The sequence below is a fragment of the Saccharothrix deserti genome (assembly GCF_009769385.1).
GTDB lineage: Bacteria > Actinomycetota > Actinomycetes > Mycobacteriales > Pseudonocardiaceae > Actinosynnema > Actinosynnema deserti.
Genome location: NZ_VKAB01000025.1, coordinates 12,820 through 33,336, shown reverse-complemented (window position 1 = coordinate 33,336; position 20,517 = coordinate 12,820). Strand labels below are relative to the sequence as shown.

Annotated in this window: 19 protein-coding genes, 2 tRNA genes and 1 pseudogene; 7 read left to right on the top strand and 15 right to left on the bottom strand. The window is 69.4% G+C overall.

The genetic code is table 11. The annotated features are described in order from the left end of the window. Window positions 1–2: 2 nt before the first annotated feature. Both FM051_RS33435 and FM051_RS33430 read right to left on the bottom strand, forming a co-directional pair. Entirely contained in the window at window positions 3–887 is an 885-nt protein-coding gene (locus FM051_RS33435; protein ID WP_158850465.1) for a rhomboid family intramembrane serine protease, read from the bottom strand. After that, the gene (locus FM051_RS33430; RefSeq protein ID WP_158850463.1) at window positions 888–1,445 is read right to left on the bottom strand and encodes a peptidylprolyl isomerase; all 558 of its coding nucleotides are present in this window, start codon (window positions 1,443–1,445) and stop codon (window positions 888–890) included. Between the two features lie 87 nt (window positions 1,446–1,532). Here FM051_RS33430 and FM051_RS33425 point away from each other — a divergent pair, with 87 nt between their 5' ends. Next, window positions 1,533–2,144, top strand: coding sequence for a hypothetical protein (locus FM051_RS33425; RefSeq protein WP_158850461.1), 612 nt, complete (start codon window positions 1,533–1,535; stop codon window positions 2,142–2,144). A gap of 57 nt (window positions 2,145–2,201) precedes the next feature. On the opposite strand, the gene FM051_RS33420 is transcribed toward FM051_RS33425, so the two are convergent. Next, window positions 2,202–2,756 (bottom strand): DUF2020 domain-containing protein, encoded by a 555-nt coding sequence (locus tag FM051_RS33420; protein ID WP_158850459.1) that lies wholly within the window; start codon window positions 2,754–2,756, stop codon window positions 2,202–2,204. A 127-nt stretch (window positions 2,757–2,883) separates the two neighbouring features. On the opposite strand from FM051_RS33420, the gene FM051_RS33415 reads away from it, so the two are divergent. Further along, on the top strand, window positions 2,884–3,300 hold the full coding sequence (locus FM051_RS33415; RefSeq protein WP_158850457.1) for a DoxX family protein: 417 nt from the start codon (window positions 2,884–2,886) through the stop codon (window positions 3,298–3,300). 325 nt (window positions 3,301–3,625) lie between these two features. On the opposite strand, the gene FM051_RS33410 is transcribed toward FM051_RS33415, so the two are convergent. The 11 genes and pseudogenes from FM051_RS33410 to dnaA form a co-directional block, all read right to left on the bottom strand. Next, window positions 3,626–3,698, bottom strand: a tRNA-Ala gene (locus tag FM051_RS33410). A gap of 35 nt (window positions 3,699–3,733) precedes the next feature. After that, a pseudogene (locus FM051_RS52215) lies at window positions 3,734–3,850 on the bottom strand (DLW-39 family protein); the annotation flags it as partial. Between the two features lie 35 nt (window positions 3,851–3,885). Beyond that, a tRNA-Ile gene (locus FM051_RS33405) sits at window positions 3,886–3,959 on the bottom strand. Window positions 3,960–4,022: 63 nt separating this feature from the next. Then, window positions 4,023–4,973: a DUF3566 domain-containing protein gene (locus FM051_RS33400; protein WP_158850455.1), complete on the bottom strand. Its 951-nt coding sequence runs from the start codon at window positions 4,971–4,973 to the stop codon at window positions 4,023–4,025. Between the two features lie 26 nt (window positions 4,974–4,999). Continuing rightward, window positions 5,000–7,528: a DNA gyrase subunit A gene (gene gyrA, locus FM051_RS33395; protein WP_158850453.1), complete on the bottom strand. Its 2,529-nt coding sequence runs from the start codon at window positions 7,526–7,528 to the stop codon at window positions 5,000–5,002. Window positions 7,529–7,562: 34 nt separating this feature from the next. Further along, entirely contained in the window at window positions 7,563–9,533 is a 1,971-nt protein-coding gene (gene gyrB, locus FM051_RS33390; RefSeq protein ID WP_158850451.1) for a DNA topoisomerase (ATP-hydrolyzing) subunit B, read from the bottom strand. Window positions 9,534–9,769: 236 nt separating this feature from the next. Then, window positions 9,770–10,396 (bottom strand): DciA family protein, encoded by a 627-nt coding sequence (locus FM051_RS33385; RefSeq protein ID WP_274383811.1) that lies wholly within the window; start codon window positions 10,394–10,396, stop codon window positions 9,770–9,772. Further along, complete coding sequence (gene recF / locus FM051_RS33380) at window positions 10,389–11,504, bottom strand: DNA replication/repair protein RecF (protein WP_158850449.1); 1,116 nt, start codon at window positions 11,502–11,504, stop codon at window positions 10,389–10,391. The genes FM051_RS33385 and recF overlap by 8 nt, the downstream gene beginning before the upstream one ends. Before the next feature lie 4 nt (window positions 11,505–11,508). Continuing rightward, on the bottom strand, window positions 11,509–12,423 hold the full coding sequence (gene gnd / locus FM051_RS33375; RefSeq protein WP_158850448.1) for a phosphogluconate dehydrogenase (NAD(+)-dependent, decarboxylating): 915 nt from the start codon (window positions 12,421–12,423) through the stop codon (window positions 11,509–11,511). 44 nt (window positions 12,424–12,467) lie between these two features. Beyond that, on the bottom strand, window positions 12,468–13,604 hold the full coding sequence (gene dnaN / locus FM051_RS33370) for a DNA polymerase III subunit beta (protein WP_158850446.1): 1,137 nt from the start codon (window positions 13,602–13,604) through the stop codon (window positions 12,468–12,470). 1,384 nt (window positions 13,605–14,988) lie between these two features. Beyond that, window positions 14,989–16,551 (bottom strand): chromosomal replication initiator protein DnaA, encoded by a 1,563-nt coding sequence (gene dnaA, locus FM051_RS33365; protein WP_158850444.1) that lies wholly within the window; start codon window positions 16,549–16,551, stop codon window positions 14,989–14,991. Window positions 16,552–17,006: 455 nt separating this feature from the next. Here dnaA and rpmH point away from each other — a divergent pair, with 455 nt between their 5' ends. From rpmH to FM051_RS33340, 5 genes are read left to right on the top strand one after another with little or no spacing between them, the layout of a single operon-like run. Further along, on the top strand, window positions 17,007–17,150 hold the full coding sequence (rpmH, locus tag FM051_RS33360; RefSeq protein ID WP_081915316.1) for a 50S ribosomal protein L34: 144 nt from the start codon (window positions 17,007–17,009) through the stop codon (window positions 17,148–17,150). A 13-nt stretch (window positions 17,151–17,163) separates the two neighbouring features. Then, on the top strand, window positions 17,164–17,562 hold the full coding sequence (gene rnpA, locus FM051_RS33355) for a ribonuclease P protein component (RefSeq protein ID WP_158850442.1): 399 nt from the start codon (window positions 17,164–17,166) through the stop codon (window positions 17,560–17,562). Then, window positions 17,559–17,831 carry a membrane protein insertion efficiency factor YidD gene (gene yidD / locus FM051_RS33350; protein WP_053714550.1) on the top strand — a complete coding sequence of 91 codons (273 nt, stop codon included), beginning with the start codon at window positions 17,559–17,561 and terminating at the stop codon, window positions 17,829–17,831. Before rnpA ends, yidD begins: the two co-directional genes overlap by 4 nt. A 3-nt stretch (window positions 17,832–17,834) precedes the next feature. Beyond that, window positions 17,835–18,881 carry a membrane protein insertase YidC gene (gene yidC / locus FM051_RS33345; protein WP_158850441.1) on the top strand — a complete coding sequence of 349 codons (1,047 nt, stop codon included), beginning with the start codon at window positions 17,835–17,837 and terminating at the stop codon, window positions 18,879–18,881. A gap of 18 nt (window positions 18,882–18,899) precedes the next feature. Then, window positions 18,900–19,442 carry a Jag family protein gene (locus FM051_RS33340; protein ID WP_158850440.1) on the top strand — a complete coding sequence of 181 codons (543 nt, stop codon included), beginning with the start codon at window positions 18,900–18,902 and terminating at the stop codon, window positions 19,440–19,442. Between the two features lie 68 nt (window positions 19,443–19,510). Here the strand turns inward: FM051_RS33340 and FM051_RS33335 are convergent, their stop codons facing one another. Then, entirely contained in the window at window positions 19,511–20,500 is a 990-nt protein-coding gene (locus tag FM051_RS33335) for a methyltransferase domain-containing protein (protein ID WP_158850439.1), read from the bottom strand. Between the last annotated feature and the right edge of the window lie 17 nt (window positions 20,501–20,517).

The window sequence follows — 20,517 nt, the reverse complement described above, 5'->3', positions numbered from 1 at the left end:
CGTCAGACCAGCTGCCCGGTCCGCACGAACGCCAGCACCACCAGCAGCACGAACGCGCCCACCACTGCCGACGTCTGCCAGTTGTCCCGCTTCTGGACCGGCGCGTAGACCAGCCCGGCCGTCACCGCCGCGCCGATCACCAACCCGCCGAGGTGCCCGAGCAGGGAAATACCCGGCAGGGTGAAGCTGAGCACGACGTTCAACCCGATCACGCCCAGCGCCGGTCCGGGGTTGAGCTTGAGCCGCAGCACGGCCACCAGCATCGCGCCCATCAGGCCGTACACCGCGCCGGACGCTCCGGCGACGAACGTGTCGACCCCGCCGAACAGGTACACCGCGACACCGCCGCCGAGCAGCGACACCAGGTACACCGCGGAGAACCGCAGCTTGCCGAACACCGGTTCCAGGTCACGGCCCAGCACGTACAGCGCGATCATGTTCAGCGCCAGGTGCGCGGGCCCGTAGTGCAGGAACCCGGACGTCACCAGCCGCCACCACTCGTCACCGGCGGCGACCGCGCGCGTCCACATGACGAAGTCGAGGAACAGCGGCGACGACTGGTTGCGCATCAGGTCGCCCGCCTGCAACGCGGTGATCGCGTACATCAGCACGTTCACCGCGATCAGCACCGGTGTGACCACCATGCGCTGGGAGAACTCCGCGCCGACGAACGTGCGCGGCCTGCGCACCGTGGACCGGCCCTCGTTCACGCAGTCGACGCACTGGTAGCCGACGGACGCCTCGCGCAGGCACTCCGGACACGCCGGCCGGTCGCAGCGGACACACCGCAGCCCGGTGGCCCGATCGGGGTGGCGAACGCAGACCGGCAGGTCTGGTCGCGCCCCGATCGGCTCACCGGGCGGCGGGGAGATCGGTGAGTCGGCCACTCAGGACCGCTCCACCGAGACCTTCTCGATCACCACGTCGGTGACCGGGCGGTCACCGGCACCGGTCGGCGTGGCGCCGATCGCGTCCACCACGTTGCGCGAGTCCTGGTCCGCGACCTCGCCGAAGATCGTGTGCTTGAAGTTCAGCCACGTGGTCGGCGCGACCGTGATGAAGAACTGCGAGCCGTTGGTGTTGGGCCCGGCGTTCGCCATCGCCAGCAGGTACGGCTTGTTGAACTGCAGCTCCGGGTGGAACTCGTCGGCGAACTTGTAGCCCGGCCCGCCGCGGCCGGTGCCGGTCGGGTCGCCGCCCTGGAGCATGAAACCGGCGATCACCCGGTGGAAGATCGAGCCGTCGTAGAACGGGCCGGACGACTCACCCTTCGCATTGGGGTCGGAGTAGTCCTTGGTTCCCTCGGCCAGGCCGACGAAGTTGGCCACCGTCTTGGGGGCGTGGTCGGGGAAGAGGTTGATGCGGATCGGGCCCTGCGAGGTGTGCAGGGTCGCCGTCACCTTGGTCCCGACGAACGATTCGTTGCTGTCTGCCACGCACACCATCGTGCCATCACCGGGCGAGGTGGTTGGGGAAGGGGCACGATGGGTATTGCCTGGAACGTGACTGACCGACAGCTTCTGGAGCGCGATATGGATGAGGTAGACGCCATGACCCGGGCCGGGGAGTCGGTCGGCAAGGCGGTGCGGTCTGTTCGCCGCGGTGCCGTCCGCGCTGGTCACGCCGGTGCGGACGCGGCTGTTCAACTCGCGGAACGCGCCGAGGGCAAGCTCGCCGAGCGCGGCATGACCAAGGACTACGTCCGGGGCATCGTCGCGGACAAGGCGGGCGTGCTGGTGGAGAAGGCCGAAGAGGTCGAGAAGTCCACCCGGCGCGGTCGCAAGCAGTTCGCGAAGAGGGCCAAGGGCGTCCGCAAGGACGTGCTGAAGGCCGCCGAGCGGGCTCGCCGGGAGGCCAAGGTGCGCGCCAAGGACGTGCGCAAGGCCGCGAAGCAGGCGCGCAAGGAACTGGCCGCGGCCAAGCAGCCCCAACGCCGTCGTTGGCCGTGGGTGTTGGGCGTGTTCGCCGCCGCCGCGGTGGCGGGGTACATCGCGCTGACCAAGCGCCCGCAGGAAGTGCACCTGAAGGACGAGGACGTGGAGCCCACGACCGAGACCACCGGGACCTCGGACACCACCCCGGAGTCCGTGCGCCCGCACGCGGCCCGCAACGGCCAGGTCTCCGACCAGCACAGCCGCAGCTGACCGGGAGAACCACTTCGCGCCCGTCCCGCACCGGAACGGGCGCGAAGTCGTGTGGCCCTACAGACCCAGGTTGCCGACCACGGTCTCGACCACCCGGCGGGTCTTGATCGTCTGCTTCTGGTTGCTGGTCACGACCACCGCGTTGCCGTCCTTGGCGACCGCGTAGACCGCGCCCGTCTCGGTGGTCAGCGACCCGCCCTTCCACCCGGTCGGCGCCGTCGCCGGACTGGACTCGGCGACCGGCGCGGCCCGGTCGACCACGGCCTTCGCGGTCGTCGGATCACCCTGGAACACCCACACGGACAACTGGATGTCACTGGCGTTCGCGTAGAAGAAACACGCCGGGTTGGGCTGGTCTGCGGACAGCCGAACCTTCCGCACCAACTGCCCGTTCGCCTCTTGCACGAACGAAGAGGCGAGGTACGGGCACTGCCCGTCGGCGGTGGGCTCCGGCACGGGCGGCGGCCCGGCGGACGTAGTCGTCGTAGTCGTCGCCACTGCGCTGGTGGCAGGCCCGCTGGTGGCCCCCGAAGGGGTGTCGCCGGCGCCGCAGGCGGCCAACGCACCGAGGACCAGCAGGGATGGCAGGGCGGTGAGCAGCACTCGGTTCATAGGGGCGCCAGTCAATCAGATGCCCGAACGCTGAACCGACAGGGTGACGACCTAGGCACGCAACGTCATCCACATTACGGTGTCCTTACCCTGCCGGCCGCCCCTGCCATGTGAGGACAGAGCAAAGATGACCATCTTTGACCGCGGTCGAGACCACGCCATCGCTTTAACCCGGATCGTCGTCGGCGCGCTGTTCATGTGCCACGGCGTGCAGAAGTTGTTCGGCGTCATGGGCGCCAAGGGTGCTGTGTCGATCACGACCTGGCCGTCAGGCCCGGCCGCGCTGATCGAGTTCGTCGCCGGTGCGTTGATCATCATCGGCTTCGGCACCAGGATCGTCGCCCTGATCGCATCCGGTGAGATGGCCTACGCGTACTTCGTGGCCCACCAGCCCGACGGGCTCCTGCCCATCCAGAACAAGGGCGAACTGGCCGCGATGTACTCGTGGGTGTTCCTGCTGCTGGCGTTCATCGGTCCCGGCGCTTGGGCCGTGGACCGGCTGATCGCTTCCCGCAAGCAGGAACAGGCGCTGGTCGACGCATAGCAATGGGGCAAAACGAGGGCCCGCACCCAGCGGCATTGGGTGCGGGCCCTCATCCACTTCCAACCGCGACTGCCACCCCAAGCCAACGCCTGGGAGCAGCACAACCAGTAAACACCCACCGGACCCGTCAACGCCTACTCGACTCCAACGGAGGCGATCTTCGGCGGGGGTCCGGGGCGCCGCCCCGAAGCAGGGTCTAGGGGGCGCAGCCCCAGTGGGGGTCCGGGGGCGAAGCCCGCCGGGCGGGGCCTGGGGGTTGCACCCCCAGAAAACACGACGAGCGAGATGGTCGACGCTTTCCGTCGACACACCTCGCCCGAGCTCGTGGAGACGAGGGGAATCGAACCCCTAACCCCCGCCTTGCAAAGGCGGTGCTCTGCCAATTGAGCTACGTCCCCTCACGGGGCGGCAGATGAACCGCCCTCGCGGGTCAGTCGGTGGGAGCGGTGGCCTCGCGCCACAGGTCCGCCTCGGCCTTGGCCGAGCGGCTGCGCTTGACGAAGAACAGAACCGCACCGGCGACTGCGACAAGTGCGATGATCTTCTTCACGGCGATTCCCCTCTGCAACACCTGTGAACTTCCAGTGGGCCTAGGAGGACTCGAACCTCCGACCTCTTCGTTATCAGCGAAGCGCTCTAACCGTCTGAGCTATAGGCCCTCGGGGCAACGACGGCAAGACTACAGCACCTCCCGTCGAGGCCCCAAATCGGGTGGTAGGCGATCACTCGCGCTCGGACAACGTCACTTCCAGACCGCCCGCGAGATCAGCCGACACGTTGTAGACGAACGATCCGACGGTCGCCAGGGCCGTGAACAACACGATGTTCACCGCGCCGACGATCGCCGCGACGCCGAACACACGACCGGCGCTGATCAACGGGTCGCCGCTCGGCTCGTTGCCCTGCAACAGGTCGTTCGCGGTGTTGTTGATCTTGTCCCACACGCCCATGCCGTTCAGCACGCCGTACAGCACGCCGACCGCCACGAGCCACACGAAGAACAGCGCCACGCTCAACACGAGCGCGAGCTTCAACACCGACCACGGGTCGACCCGCTTCACCTGCAGGCTGGCCCGACGCGGACCACGGCCCGGACGGCGGGCCGACGGCGCGGCGGCCGGACGACCGCTCGCCCCGCCCAGGTTCACCTGCGTCCGGCCCGCGCCCGGGATCCCCTGGGCGGGCGACGCGCCGGGCGGCACAGGTCGGGCCACTGCCACCGTGTCCGGGTCGGTCGACGGGTACGAGGGCTGTGACGCCTCGACCGTCGGCTGGTCCTGCGCGGCCACCAAGTCGGAGGGACCGACCTGCTGCGCCTCGCCGTACTGCGTGTCACTGGTCACGCGCTGCCAGGGCGGCGGCGCGGCGACCTGGTGGCCTTCGTTCTCGGCTGCCGCCTTGTCGACCTTCTCGGCCGCCTTGGTCTTGTCGGCGGCCTTGTCGGCCTTGTCGGCCTTCTCAGGCTTGTCGGTCTTGGCCTTGACCTTGTCGGCCGGCGTCGCACCGGCCGACGTCGCACCGGCGGAGGGCGTCTCGGGCTGCTCGGACGCCCCCGAGGCGCCGACCGCCGGCTTGTCGGCGCCGGTCGGCGTGGCGCCGGCCGCCGGTGTCGACCCGCCACCGGGCCGGGTGATCACCGCGGTCTTGTCCTCTGGCTTCTCGGGTGGAGTCACGAGCTGTCCTCAACCTCTCGTTCGCGCTAGTTGGCAGGCTCAGCCTGGTCCCCGTCACCAGTGGTGACGTCTTCACCAGTGGTGACGTCCGCGGGCTCATCGGCGTTGCGTGCCACCGCGATCAGGGTGGTCCCTTCACCGAGGTTCATCAACCGGACGCCCTTCGTCTGCCGTCCTGCCTTGCGCACCTCCTTGGCGCTGGTCCTGATGACCCCGCCAGAAGAGGTGATCGCATACAGCTCGTCGTCGACGTCGACGATGAGCGCGCCGACCAGCCTCCCACGCCTGCGGTCGTGCTGGATCGTGAGCACACCCTTTCCACCACGACCTTGGACCGGGTAGTCCTCGATCGGCGTGCGTTTGGCGTACCCGCCATCGGTGGCCACCAAAACAAACAAACCTTCTTGGACGACGCCCATCGACAACAGCTCGTCACCGCTGTTGAAGCGCATGCCCAGCACACCGGACGTGGCCCGGCCCATCGGGCGCAGCGCCTCGTCGCTCGCGTGGAACCGGATGGACTGGCCGTCCTTGGACACCAACAGCAGGTCGTCATCCGCCGAGCACAGCACCGCACCGACCAACTCGTCGTCGTCACGCAGGTTGATGCCGATCAAACCACCCGATCGGTTGGAGTCGAAGTCGGACAGCTTCGACTTCTTGACCAGGCCCTTCTTGGTGGCGAGCACCAGGTACGGCGCGACGTCGTAGTTCTTGATCTGGATGACCTGGGCGATCTCCTCCTCCGGCTGGAACGCCAGGAGGTTCGCCACGTGCTGGCCGCGCGCGTTGCGGTTGGCCTCGGGCAGTTCGTAGGCCTTCGCCCGGTACACCCGACCCTTGTTGGTGAAGAAAAGAATCCAATCGTGCGTGGAGCACACGAAGAAGTGCTGCACGATGTCGTCCTGCTTGAGCTGGGCGCCCTGGACGCCCTTGCCGCCGCGCTTCTGCGAGCGGTACAGGTCGGTCTTCGTGCGCTTCGCGTAACCCGTCCGAGTGATCGTGACGACGACGTCCTCGACCGCGATCAGGTCTTCCATCGACACGTCGCCGTCGAACGGCACGATCTTGGTGCGCCGGTCGTCACCGTGCTTGTCCACGATCGCCATCAGCTCTTCGCGCACGATCGCGCGCTGCCGCTCCGGCTTGTCGAGGATGTCCTTGAGGTCGGCGATCTCCAGCTCGATCTCGGCCAACTGGTCGATGATCTTCTGCCGCTCCAGGGCCGCCAGGCGGCGGAGCTGCATCTCCAGGATCGCGTTGGCCTGGATCTCGTCGACTTCCAGCAGCTGCATCAGGCCGGTGCGCGCCGCCTCGGGCGTCTCCGACCGGCGGATCAGCGCGATCACCGCGTCGAGCTGGTCGAGCGCCTTGACCAGGCCGCGCAGGACGTGGGCGCGTTCCTCGGCCTTGCGCAGCCGGAAGCGGGTGCGCCGGACGATGACCTCGATCTGGTGCTTCACGTAGTGCCGGATCATCTGGTCCAGGCGCAACGTGCGCGGCACGCCGTCGACCAGCGACAGCATGTTCACACCGAACGAGTACTGCAGCTGGGTGTGCTTGTAGAGGTTGTTCAGCACCACCTTGGCCACCGCGTCGCGCTTGAGCGTGACCACGATGCGCATGCCGGAACGCCGGTTGGACTCGTCGGCGATGTTCGCGATGCCGGTGAGCTTCTGGTCGCGGACCAGGGTGGCGATGTTCTCCACCAGGTTGTCCGGGTTCACCTGGTAGGGCAGCTCGGTGACGACCAGGATGGTGCGGCCCTTGGTGTCCTCGTCGATCTCCACGACCGCGCGCATCTTCACCGAGCCGCGCCCGGTGCGGTACGCGTCCTCGATGCCGGCCGTGCCCAGGATCTGACCGTACGTCGGGAAGTCCGGGCCCTTGATCCGGGCGATCAGCGCCTCGAGGGTCTCTTCGTCGGACGCCTCCCAGTTGTCCAGCGCCCACACCACACCCTCCGCGACCTCGCGCAGGTTGTGCGGCGGGATGTTGGTCGCCATCCCGACCGCGATGCCCGAGCTGCCGTTGATCAGCAGGTTCGGCACGCGGGACGGCAGGACCGTCGGCTCCTGGATGCGACCGTCGTAGTTGTCGCGGAAGTCGACCGTGTCTTCCTCGATGTCGGCCAGCATCTGCATGGCCAACGGGGTCAACCGACACTCGGTGTACCTCATGGCGGCTGCCGGATCGTTGCCCGGGGAGCCGAAGTTGCCCTGGCCGTCGATCAGCGGGTACCGCTGCGACCACGGTTGGGCGAGGCGGACGAGTGCGTCGTAGATGGCCGAGTCGCCGTGCGGGTGGTAGTTGCCCATCACGTCGCCGACCACGCGGGCGCACTTGTTGTAGCTGCGCTCCGGGCGGAAGCCCGAGTCGAACATCGAGTACAGCACGCGGACGTGCACCGGCTTGAGACCGTCGCGCACGTCGGGCAGCGCTCGTCCCACGATCACGCTCATCGCGTAGTCGATGTACGAGTTCTGCATCTCCTGCTGGATGTCGCGCGGCTCGGTGCGGTCTCCACCGGCCGGGGGCAGCGTCGTCTCGCTCAAGGTTCTACTTCCTTAAACAGGTGCCGGGAGAGGATCAGACGTCGAGGAACCGCACGCCCTTGGCGTTGCGGGTGATGAACGACCGGCGGGCTTCCACGTCCTCGCCCATCAGCACGCTGAACAGCTCGTCGGCCGTCGCGGCGTCGTCCATGGTGACCTGCAGCAGCACCCGGTGTGCCGGGTCCATCGTCGTCTCCCACAGCTCGGCGGCGTTCATCTCGCCGAGGCCCTTGTAGCGCTGGATGTTGTCTTCCTTGCCGATCTTCTTGCCCGCGGCCAGGCCCGCCTGGATGAGGCCGTCGCGCTCGCGGTCGGAGTAGGCGTACTCCGGGTCGGTCCGCTGCCACTTGATCTTGTAGAGCGGCGGCTGCGCGAGGTACACGTGGCCGTGCTCGATCAGCGGGCGCATGAAGCGGAACAGCAGGGTGAGCAGCAGGGTGCGGATGTGCTGGCCGTCCACGTCGGCGTCGGCCATCAGCACGATCTTGTGGTAGCGCAGCTTGGCGAGGTCGAAGTCCTCGTGGATGCCGGTGCCGAACGCGGTGATGAGCGACTGGACCTCGGTGTTCTTCAGCACGCGGTCGATGCGCGCCTTCTCCACGTTGATGATCTTGCCGCGGATCGGCAGGATCGCCTGGAACATGGAGTCCCGGCCCTCCTTGGCCGAGCCGCCCGCGGAGTCGCCCTCCACGACGTAGATCTCGCACTCCTCCGGGTTGGTGGAGCGGCAGTCCTTGAGCTTGCCGGGCAGGCCGCCGATGTCGAGCGCGCCCTTGCGGCGGACCAGCTCGCGGGCCTTGCGGGCGGCGATGCGGGCCTGCGCCGACGACACCGCCTTGGTGACGATCGTCTTCGCCTCGTTCGGGTGGCGCTCGAACCAGTCGGCCAGGTGCTCGTTGGTCGACTTCTGCACGAACGACTTGGCCTCGCTGTTGCCCAGCTTGGTCTTCGTCTGGCCCTCGAACTGGGGCTCCTTGAGCTTGACCGAGACGATCGCGGCCAGGCCCTCGCGGATGTCGTCGCCGGTGAGGTTGGTGTCCTTCTCCTTGAGCACCTTCTTGTCGCGCGCGTACTCGTTGACCACCCGGGTCAGCGCGGCGCGGAAGCCCTCTTCGTGCGTGCCGCCCTCGTGGGTGTTGATCGTGTTGGCGAACGTGTACACCGACGGCGTGTAGCCGGTGTTCCACTGCATCGCCACCTCGACCTCGAGGTCCTCGCCCTTGGCCTCGAACGAGACGACCTTCTGGTGCACGGCCTCGCGGGTGTGGTTGATGTGGCGGACGAAGTCCTCCAGGCCGCCGGGGTAGTGGAACGTGCGCTCGCGCACGGCCGCGACGTGCCCCTCGGCGTCGGCCTCCTCGTCACCCTCCTGCACGCGCTCGTCGCGCAGGATGATGGTGAGGCCCTTGTTGAGGAACGCCATCTCCTGCAGGCGGCGGGAGATCGTCTCGATGTTGTAGTCGGTGGTCTCGAAGATCTGCGGGTCCGCCCAGAACGTGATGGCGGTGCCCGTCTCGTCGGTCGGCTCGCCCTTGCGCAGCTCGTGCGCGGGCTTGGTGTTCTCGAACCGCTGGTTCCACGTGAAACCCTGGCGCTTGACCTCGACGTCGACGGCGGTCGACAGCGCGTTCACCACCGAGATGCCGACGCCGTGCAGGCCGCCGGACACCGCGTAGGAGTCGCTGTCGAACTTGCCGCCCGCGTGCAGCTTGGTCAGCACCACTTCCAGCGTCGGCTTCTTCTCGACGGGGTGCATGTCGATCGGGATGCCGCGACCGTCGTCGATGACCCGGACGCCGCCGTTGGCCAGCAGCGTCACGTCCACCACCGTCGCGTGGCCCGCCATGGCCTCGTCGACCGAGTTGTCCACGACCTCCTGGATCAGGTGGTGCAGACCGCGCTCGCCGGTGGACCCGATGTACATGCCGGGCCGCTTGCGGACCGCCTCCAGGCCCTCCAGGACAGTGATCGAGGACGCGCTGTACTCATTCTTCTTGGCTGCCACGGGCCTGGTGTCTCCTCGGACTTCACGCGACTGGGACCGTCGCCGGGCGACGCTGGGTTGCGCTACCCCACGATTCTACCGGGCCAGACCGACAGAAACGCACTTAGGACACCCCTGGTTTGCTCACAGGAGGCCCAAAGTGAACGCAGATGGGTCGCCACTGCCGTTCGCGGGGTCCAAATCGGCTGGTGAGCGCTCATCGCGCCACAGAATCGCCGCTGAGGCTCTGGCGACCGTCACCCGTAGGTGTCACGTGGTCCGCGGCCCGGAGCGTGCCTGGGGCCATAGCGCCAGCTGGGCGCCGCCGGGCCCTGCACCTTCAACTTCTTCACCACGCCGTCGCCCACCCCCGCGGCGATGCGCTTGAGCAGGTCGCGCTGCAACAGCCGCAGCTGCGTCGCCCACGCCGTCGAGTCGGCCTGGACGGTCAGCTCGCCGTCACTCAGCGCAACCGGCTGCGCGTGGTCGGCCACGTCCTCGCCGACCAGTTTCGCCCATCGGCCGAACACCTGGCCACCCGCCAGCCGCTCGGCCCAACCGCGGTCGGCGGCGATCCGGGACGCCAGCCGACCGAGCGGCTGGGGGTCGCGGTCGTCCGGTCCGGGACCCGACCAACGGCGCCGCCGACGACGACCCGTTGCGCCCACCGCACCCTTGCGCGTACCGCGCACACCGCGTTCCTTGGCCGAGGCACGGGCGGCTGCCAGTGCGGCACGAGCAAGGTCCGACCCGCGCAAACCACCCTCTTGTGGGCCTTCAGCTGTGGATATGTCCGGTTCCGACCGCGAGTTATCCACACCATCCACAGGGTTGTCCCCAGATGTGTGTGCGGTCACACTCGTTTGGGGCATCTCGTCAGACACGACGCACCTCCCCGTGGCGAACGTCGAACCGGAGCCCGTCCAGCTCCTCGGGCACGTCCTCCGCGACCGCCGCCGTGATCAACACCTGCTCCGCGCCGGCGGCCACCTTCGCCAACTGGCGACGCCTGCCGCGGTCCAGTTCGGCGAACACATCGTCCAGCACGAGCACCGGTTCAGCCCCTTCGACACGCAGCAACTCGTACCCACCGAGACGCAGGGCCAACGCGAACGACCACGACTCTCCGTGACTGGCGTAGCCCTTCGCGGGCAGGTCGCCGAGCGCCAGGTCGAGGTCGTCGCGGTGCGGCCCGACCAGGCAAACCCCCCGTTCGACCTCCTGCCCGCGCACCCGGTGCAGCTCGGCGAGCATCGCGTCCTCCAGCACCTCCCGGTCGTGCGACTCCGGGAACGCCTCGCCCAGGCTCGACCGGTACGCGATCCGCGCGGGCCGCGACTCCGGCGCCACCTCCGCGTACGCCGCGGCGACGTGCGGCGCGATGTCCGCGACCAGGTCCAGCCGCGCGGCCAACAGCTCCGCGCCGTGCCGGGCCAGGTGCCCGTCCCACACGTCGAGGGTGCTGATGTCCGCGTTCCGCGACGCCCGCACGCTCTTCAGCAACGCGCCCCGCTGCTTGAGCACCCGTTCGTAGTCGCTGCGCACCCCCGCGTAACGAGGGGCGCGCGTGGTCAGCAACTCGTCCAGGAACCGCCGCCGCTCGCCGGGATCGCCGCGCACCAGCGCCAGGTCCTCCGGCGCGAACAGCACCGTGCGCAGGATGCCCAGCACGTCACGCGGGCGCGGCACCGGGCCGCGGTTGATCCGCGCCCGGTTCGCCTTGCCCGGCGTGATCTCCAGTTCGACCAGCAGTTCGCGCCCCTCGTTGACCACCGCCGTGCGGACCACCGCGCGTGACGCGCCGTGCCGGATCAGCGGCGCGTCCGTGGCCACCCGGTGCGAACCGAGGGTGGCCACGTACCCGAGCGCCTCGACCAGGTTCGTCTTGCCCTGGCCGTTGCGCCCGACCAGCACGCTCACGCCCGGCTCGAACGCCAGGTCCGCGTGCTCCCACGACCTGAAGTCGGTGACCTGCAGGTGCCGGACGTACAACTCGTCAGCTCTGGGTGGTGCCGGAACCGGACGAAGGACCCGCGGCCTGCACGGCGTGACCGCCGAACTGGTTGCGCAGCGCCGCGACCGCCCGCATCGCCGGCGAGTCGTCCTGGCGGGACGCGAACCGGGCGAACAGCGCGGCGGAGATCACCGGTGCGGGCACCGCGTGCTTGATCGCCTCCTCGACGGTCCACCGGCCCTCGCCGGAGTCCTCGACGTGACCGCGCAGGTCGTCCAGCTCCGGGTCCGAGTCCAGCGCGCGGACCAGCAGGTCCAGCAGCCACGAGCGGACCACGGTGCCGCGCTGCCACGCCTTGATCGTGGCCGGCACGTTCTCCACCAGCTTCGACGCCTCGAGCAGCTCGAAGCCCTCGGCGTAGGCCTGCATCAGGCCGTACTCGATGCCGTTGTGGACCATCTTCGCGAAGTGGCCCGCGCCGATCGAGCCCGCGTGCGCGAAGCCCTCCTCGCGCGGACCCTCCGGGCGCAGCGCGTCGAAGATCGGCATGGCGCGCTCGACGTGCTCGGCGTCGCCGCCGACCATCAGGCCGTAGCCGTTCTCCAGGCCCCACACGCCACCGGACACGCCGGCGTCCATGTACCCGACGCCCTTGTCGGCCAGCGCCTTGGCGTTGATCTCGTCATCGGTGAAGCGCGAGTTGCCGCCGTCGATCACCAGGTCACCCGGCTCCAGCAGGTCGCCGAGTTCGGCGATCGTCTGCCGGGTGATGTCACCGGCGGGCACCATCACCCACACCAGGCGCGGTGCGGCGAGCTTGCCGACCATGTCGGCGAGCGAGTCGGCATCGGTGACTTCGGGGTTGCGGTCGTAGCCGACCACATCGTGCCCCGCGCGGCGGATCCGCTCGCGCATGTTGAAGCCCATCTTGCCGAGGCCGACGAGTCCGAGCTGCACGGTCGTTCCTCTTCCCTACGTCTGTGGTCGTCGATCTTTGTCGATCAGCCGGGCAGGCGCACGGGCATCAGCAGGTAGAGGTAGCCCGGCGCCACGTTCCCATCCTCGTCCACCGGCTTGAGCAATGCGGGCCGACTGGGTGTGGTGAAGGACAAGTGCGCCCTCGGCGTCCGGACGGCCTGGAGGCCCTCCAGGAGGTACGTCGGGTTGAACGCGATGGTCACCGCGTCACCGGTGTAGTCGACCGGCAGCTCTTCCTCGGCGCTGCCCTCGTCGTCGCCACCGGCGGACAGGCGCAGGCTGCTGTCCACGAACTCCAGCCGGACCTGCGTGCCGCGTTCGGCGACCAGCGACACGCGCTTGATCGCCTGCACCAGCGCGTCGACCTCGATGATCGCGGCGGCCGAGTGCTCGGTGGGCAGCAGCTGGCGGTACTTCGGGAAGTCGGCGTCGAGCAGGCGGGTGGTCGTGCGGCGGCCCGTGCCGGACAGGCCGAGCAGACCGTCGTTCGCGGCGAGCGAGAGCTCGATCTTCGCGCCGGACGCGCCGAGGGTCTTCGCCGAGTCGTTCAGGGTCTTGGCCGGGACGAGCACCGCGACCTCGCCGAGCGACTCGTTCGGCTCCCACGGGAACTCGCGCATGGCGAGCCGGAAGCGGTCGGTGGCGACGAGGGTCACCTTGCCCTCGCCGATCTCCAGCCGGACGCCGGTCAGCATCGGGAGCGTGTCGTCCTTGCCGGCCGCGACGGCGACCTGGGCCACGGCCTCGCCGAACACCTCGCCCGGCAGCTCGCCGGCGAGCTGAGGCATGGACGGCAGCTGCGGGTAGTCCTCGACCGGCATGGTCGGCAGGCTGAACCGGGCACTGCCGCAGGAGATCGTCATGCGCGAACCGTCGACCGCGATCTCGACCGGGTGGTTCGGCAGCGCTTTGGTGATGTCGGCCAGCAGGCGGCCGCTGACGAGCGCCTTGCCGCCGTCGGCGATCGTGGCCGGGACGCCGCACTGGGCGGACACCTCGTAGTCGAAGCCGGAGACCGTCAGCGCCTCGCCGGAGCCGTCCTCCGCCCCGGCGTCGAGCAGGACGCCACCGAGCACCGGGACAGGCGGCCTGGACGGCAGGCTGCGGGCGACCCAGGCGACGGCGTCGGCCAGGCCGTCGCGCTCGACGCGGATCTTCATGAGGCGTCCTTCCTCAAGTCGGCATGACCAACAACAGCATGCGTTGCGGTGGGGGTTGGGGAGCCGTGTCCGTCACCGGATCTTCCGACCCTCGGCGCGGAGGCTCTCACCGTAGAGCGTCGGGGCCGACTCCGTCACCTCGGGGCCACACCCGGGGCGAAGCGCTGCCGAGCGCTCGTCCCCGGGGTCGGCCACCGCCTGTTTTTTCTTTGTTCTTCTCTTCAAGGGAAGACAACAGCAACAGCAGTAAGGGCTGTGGATTGTGTGGACAACGTCCGTTCCCGCAGCGTGTCGCCCACTTGGACGTGTGGATGAACACGGGGTGTCACCCGGGGACAGATCGGCGCACCCGGGGAGAACTACGGCGATCCTCCGTTCGGTCCACAGGAAGGCCGAGTTGTCCCCGGGTTAATCCCCGGGTGTGGGCCGGGTTGTACCCGGGTGCTGCACAGGGTGATCGTGGCCCGAATCTCCCCTGACGGGGCACTTTTCTGGGGCTGTGGACAACTCGTAGCCGGTCGTTCACCTGCGTCCCCGCGTGCGGTTGGACCCTTGAGCCCCATCGCGAAGCCCCTCGACGCGGCCCACGTGGGGCGGAGGTAACCCACACGGGTGACCTGAAATGACCCCCACTGGTCCCGCCGCCGCACCCGGGTTTCAACGCCCCGCAGGTCCGTCCCCGGACCCCGCCGCGGGTGTCGCACCCGGGCGCCGTCGGCGAGCCGGCGTTCGATCGCGACCGCACCCGGGTGCGGTTCGCCGTGTCCCCGGGTGCGACGGCGCCACCCGGGGACACGGTGGGCCAGATCCGTCCCGTCGGCGCGGCGGCGAGCGGGACGGCCGGTGGCGATCGGCGAGCGGCGCGGCCGGCGCCGGCGATGGGGCCGGCTATGGGGTGCGCCGACGGCAAGTGGGAGGTCGCTGGGTGCTGACAGCTGACAGCCGGTGTGCACTGACGGCCGGCGGGCAATGGGTGGCGCCGACGGCCGACGGCCGACGGCCGGCGGGCTCGGTGGCCGGTGTGCCCGGTGCTGGGTGCGGCGGTTGGCGGCTGGCGAGCGGATAGCTGCGAGCGGGCGGCTGCGAGCGGATGGCGTGCCGCGGCTTGGGCAGCGGGCGAGTGGGCGGCGGCGTGGGACGGGGTTCGAGTGTCGCCGTTCGCCGGTTCGCGGCAGCCGGGTTCGGGTTCGGGCGCGGACGCGGTGGTTGCTCCGCAGGCGTCCCCCGCCCAGGGGGGACCCCTGCTTTTATCCTGCCGGAACGGACCGACATCGCCGAGCGGTCAGGGCGCGCCTGCGGACAAACGGCCCCGCGCCCGTCGAACCCGATCTCGCTGCGCGATCCGGCTGCGGTCTCGGCGTGGGCGCAAGCGTTTGCGGGCTGGTCAGGGGGTGTGGCGGGCGCGTTGCTTGATGCGCGACGTCAGTTCCTGCACCTGCTCGTAGACCCGGCGGCGCTCGGCCATCTCCTTGCGGATCTTCTTGTCCGCGTGCATGACCGTCGTGTGGTCACGGCCGCCGAACGTCTGGCCGATCTTCGGCAGCGAGAGGTCGGTCAGCTCGCGGCACAGGTACATCGAGATCTGCCTCGCCTGGGCCAGCACCTTCGTCTTACCGGGCCCGCACAGATCGTCTATGGACACGCTGAAGAACTCCGCCGTGACCGCCATGATCGTCGGCGCGGTGATCTCCGGCGCGTGCGAGTCCGGGATGAGGTCGCGGAGCACTATCTCGGCCAGCTGCACGTCGACCGGCTGCCGGTTCAACGACGCGAACGCCGTCACGCGGATCAGGGCTCCTTCGAGCTCGCGGATGTTCCGCTCGATCCGCGCCGCGATGAACTCCAGCACCTCGGCGGGCGCCGCGAGCCTGTCCTGCGCCGCCTTCTTCCGCAGGATGGCGATCCGGGTCTCCAGCTCGGGCGGCTGGATGTCCGTGATCAGGCCCCACTCGAACCGCGTCCGCAGCCGGTCCTCCAGCGTCTCCAACCGCTTGGGCGGCCGGTCGGACGAGACCACGATCTGCTTGTTCGCGTTGTGCAGCGTGTTGAACGTGTGGAAGAACTCCTCCTGCGTGCCTTCCTTGCCCTCCAGGAACTGGATGTCGTCGACCAGCAGCACGTCGATGTCCCGGTACCGGCGCTGGAACGCGACCTTCCGGTCGTCACGCAGGGAGTTGATGAAGTCGTTGGTGAACTCCTCGGTCGACACGTACCGCACGCGCATCCCGGGGAACAGCCGCTGCGCGTAGTGCCCGACCGCGTGCAGCAGGTGCGTCTTGCCGAGCCCGGACTCACCCCAGATGAACAGGGGGTTGTACGCACGGGCCGGCGCTTCGGCGACCGCCACCGCGGCGGCGTGCGCGAAGCGGTTGGACGCGCCGATCACGAACGTGTCGAAGTTGTACTTCTCGTTCAGCCTGGTCTGCGAGGCGACGGGGTTCGCGGGCCGCGTGTACGGGGTGCCGCTCGGCGCGGCGTTGCCACCGCCGAACGTGGGCCAGATCTCAGTCACCGCGGCGAGCGCTTCGCCCTCCTCGTCGACCTCCTCGCCCTCACCGTCGGTGTCGCCCTCGGTCTCCACCTCGACCGCGTGCCCGCCGTTGAGGGACACCGGCCCCGGCGCGATCGGCACGGGACCCGGCATCGGCACGGCCCCCGGCACCGGGATGGGCGCGGTCACGGGGTCGGGCGAGTCGACCTTCACGGCCAGCGAGACGGGACGCCCCAGTCGACGGGACAGAGCCGCGGTGATGGGCTCGCGCAGCGCGCGCTCGATGGCTTCCTTCGCGAAGTCACTCGGCGCGGCGAGCAGCGCGGTCCCGTCGAGCAGCCCGATGGGTCGGGTCACGCGCATCCAAGCGCGCTGTTGGGGAGACAACGTGCTGGCAGCTAGCTCCTGCACGACCTGCTCCCACACGAGACCCAGATCGGCCTGGTGGTCGGACACCTCCGCGCTCCCCTCCCCTCGGTGACGGCTCCGCGGTCAGTCCCCCGGGGAACTTCCACGACGTGGACACGGAGAATAGAGGCATCCACAGAGTTATCCACAACTGTGCACGAACGCGCCTCGGCGCGCAGCGGATCCCCCCGTTGCTTCCGAGCACCTGCGGTCCCGCGTGGCGGCGGCTCTGCCCCCTCTGGGCCCGGCCCGCACCTACCCGCGAAGGCAGCACGCTAACAAGGTGCGGGCCTTGCCACAAGGCGTACCGCCCCGCAAGCCTTTTACGTGGGCCGGAGATCGTGTCGCGCGCCCGGGTGCGACCCCGATTTGGAGCTCGTCCCGCCGGCTGCGTACCCTCGTAACCGTCTCCCGCTTGCGTGGGGTGCTTTTCGCGCGCCTAAGGCTTGTTCGCTGGGGACAACCACAGACCTGCTTGGCAGTTAAGCACCGGGAGTCCGACCGTGAGCAAGGGTAAGCGCACCTTCCAGCCCAACAACCGCCGCCGCGCCAAGACGCACGGGTTCCGGCTGCGCATGCGCACCCGTGCCGGTCGCGCCATCCTGGCCGCGCGCCGTGGCAAGGGTCGCAAAGAACTGTCCGCCTGATCGCCGCAGCGCCGTGCTACCCGCGGCCAATCGGCTGACCCGCAGCCAGGACTTCGGCCTGGTGGTCCGCCGAGGCCGCCGGGCCGGCCGGTCCCGGCTGGTGGTGCACGTCCTGACACCGGTGGAGCCGCGTACCTCGGCGGCACCCGATGGCGCCTCGGCGGAGCCACGTACCTCGGCGCAGCCCACCTTGGACCAGTCCAAGGTGGGCTTCGTCGTGAGCAAGGCCGTGGGCAACTCCGTGGTCCGGCACCGGGTCAGCCGCAAGCTGCGGCACCTGGTGCGGGACCGGCTCGACGCGCTGCCGCCCGGAACTTCGCTGGTCGTGCGCGCGTTGGCACCGTCAGCCGATGCGGACAGCGCCGAGCTCGGCCGTGACCTCGATGCGGCGCTGCACAAGGTGCTGCGATGACGACCGTCCAGGTGAGCCCTGTCGTCCGGGCTCTGCTGCTACCGGTGCGCTTCTACCGGAAGTTCATCTCACCGGCGCTACCCCCGACCTGCCGTTTCCACCCGAGTTGCAGTGCGTACGCGGTGGAAGCGTTGACCGTCCACGGTGCGCTGCGCGGTTCCTGGCTGACCCTCCGCCGGCTGGGCCGCTGCGGACCCTGGCACCCTGGTGGCCTGGACCCGGTTCCGCCGAGGCGAAACGCGGTCCCCGACCTTCCTGCCGAGGAGTAGCTAGTGCTCAACTTCATCTACTACCCGGTGTCCTTCATCCTGTGGTGTTGGCACTGGGTGTTCGGCCACATCTTCGGCGAGTCGAGCGGGTTCGCGTGGGCCTTGGCCGTGGTGTTCCTCGTCTTCACGCTGCGCGCGATCCTGTTCAAGCCGTTCGTCGGCCAGGTCCGCTCGATGCGCAAGATGCAGGAGTTCGCCCCCGAGCTCCAGAAGATCAAGAAGAAGTACGGGAACGACAAGCAGCGCCAGGCGCAGGAGATGCAGAAGCTCCAGTCGGAGCACGGCGTCAACCCGCTGGGCGGCTGCCTGCCGATGCTGGTGCAGATCCCGGTGTTCATCGGCCTGTTCCACGTGCTGCGCTCGTTCAGGCCCGGCTGGGGCGAGGTCTACTTCTTCGACGCGCAGGGCGTGGAGTCGTTCGTCAACGCCAAGCTGTTCGGCGCGAACCTGTCGACGTTCATCACGATGCCCGCCAACGAGCTCGCGCAGTTCGCCACGAGCCGCAACGCGGTGCTGCTGGTCTCGATCCCGTTGATGATCGTCGCCTCGATCGCGACGCACTTCACCGCGCGCCACTCGGTGGCCCGGCAGACGCAGGCCGCGGCGGACAACCCGCAGACCGCGATCATGAACAAGCTGACGCTCTACATCTTCCCGGTGGGTGTTCTCGTCGGTGGTCTGTTCTTCCCCGTCGCGATCCTGCTGTACTGGCTGAGCAACAACGCGTGGACGTTGGGGCAGCAGTACGTCGTGTACCACCGCATCGACCGCGAGGAAGAGCAGAAGAAGGTCGAGGCGACCACGCAGCGCCAGGCGCTCGCGCCGAAGCCGGGCGTGAAGCCCGCCGTCAAGCCGAGGCCCGGTCAGAAGCCGCAGGCGCGCAAGCCCGCGGGCACGCAGCCCGCCGCCGCGAAGCCCGCTGCCGCCAATCCGGCGCAGGACCAGGACGTGAGCGAGTCCGCCGAGACCGCGAAGCCGTCCACCGAGATTCCCGGTCTGAGCCCAGACCGATCCCCTGGCAAGAAGCAGGGCAACAAGAAGCGTCGTTGACCCTGGAGAGGAGACATCGTGTCGGAGACGTTGCAGGCGGCCGACGTGGACGCACCGGAGGCCGACCAGGCCCCGCCGGCGCGGTCGGGGAGTTCGGAGGACCTGCTCGTCCAGGAGGGCGACATCGCCGGGGACTACCTCGAGCGGCTGTTGGACCTCCTCGACTACGACGGCGACATCGACCTCGACGTCGAGGCGGGTCGGGCCATCGTGAGCATCGACGGCGGTGACGACCTGGAGAAGCTGGTCGGCCCCCGCGGCACGGTCCTGGAGTCGTTGCAGGAGCTGACCCGGCTCGCCGTGCAGCAGGAGACCGGTGTGCGCAGCCGGCTCATGCTGGACGTCGCCGGGTGGCGCGCCGGACGGCGTGCCGAACTGGCCGACCTCGGCCGGACGACGGCGGAGAAGGTGCTGGCGACCGGTGAGAAGGTGCGGCTGCACCCGATGACGCCGTTCGAGCGGAAGGTCGTGCACGACGCCGTCGCGGGTGTGGCGGGCGTGCACAGCGAGAGCGAGGGCGAGGAGCCGCAGCGCCGCGTGGTGGTGCTGCCCAAGCCCTGAGCGGGTTTGCCTCGACGGCCCCGGTTCCCTGATGGGAGCCGGGGCCGTCGCTTTTCACCGGCCGACCTCTACCCGCTGACGACGAGGTAGCGCTCGTCGTCGATCTCGCGGCCCCACAACAGCGGGTCGGTCAGCGGGCGTACCTCTCCCCCGCCCAGCAGCGCCACGCACTCGGCGGCGGTGAGCCCGGCGCCGGTGGACCAGCGACCCTCGACCAGCACCAGGCGACCGCCCGGCTTGAGCAGGGCGCGCCACCGGTCGAGCGCGGCGGCCGGGTCGGGCAACGCCCACAGCACGTGCCGCGCCAGCACCACGTCGAACGACCCCGGCGGGTACGGCGGGCGTGCGGCGTCGCCCTGGCGGAACTCGACCCCGGCGACCTTGGCCCGTGCGGCGGCGACCATCCGCTCGGACAGGTCGAGCCCGCGCACCTCGTACCCGGCCTCGGTGAGCAACGCGGTGAGGCTGCCGGTGCCGCACCCGAGGTCGACCACGGACGCCGGCGTCGGCGGCAGCAACGGCAGGAGCAGCTCGGCCCACGCCCGCCGGACGTCCGGGTCGCGCAGCCCGTGGTCGGGTTCCTCGTCGAACGCCGCCGCCTGGGCGTCCCAGAACCGAGCCTGCGCGAACGTGGTCAGCCACGCCCGCTGCTCGTCGGTCTCCGGCACGTCCCGCTTGCGCGCCTCGCCGATCGCCTGCCACGCCGCCTCGGGTGACGCGCCGTCCATCACCAACAGCGCACCGGCCACCAACGACGACCGACCGATCCCACCCCAGCAGTGCACCAGGACGTGCCGACCCGCGCGCATGTCCTCCACCACGGCGTCCAACTCCAGCGCGGCGGCGGGCACGCCGAAGTCCGGGATCGGCACCCAGTGGAACGCCATGCCTGCGTCCCGCGCCGTCTCCGCCTCGCCGGTGAGATCCAGCTCCGCCAACTCCGTCTCGGTCAGCGCGCACACGATCACGTCCACTCCGGCAGTCGCCAGATCGCTGACGTGCCGGAGGTCGTGCGGGTGTCCCATCGTGCTGAGCACCCCAGGTCTGATCGCGTACATCGCAACCCCTTCCCCTC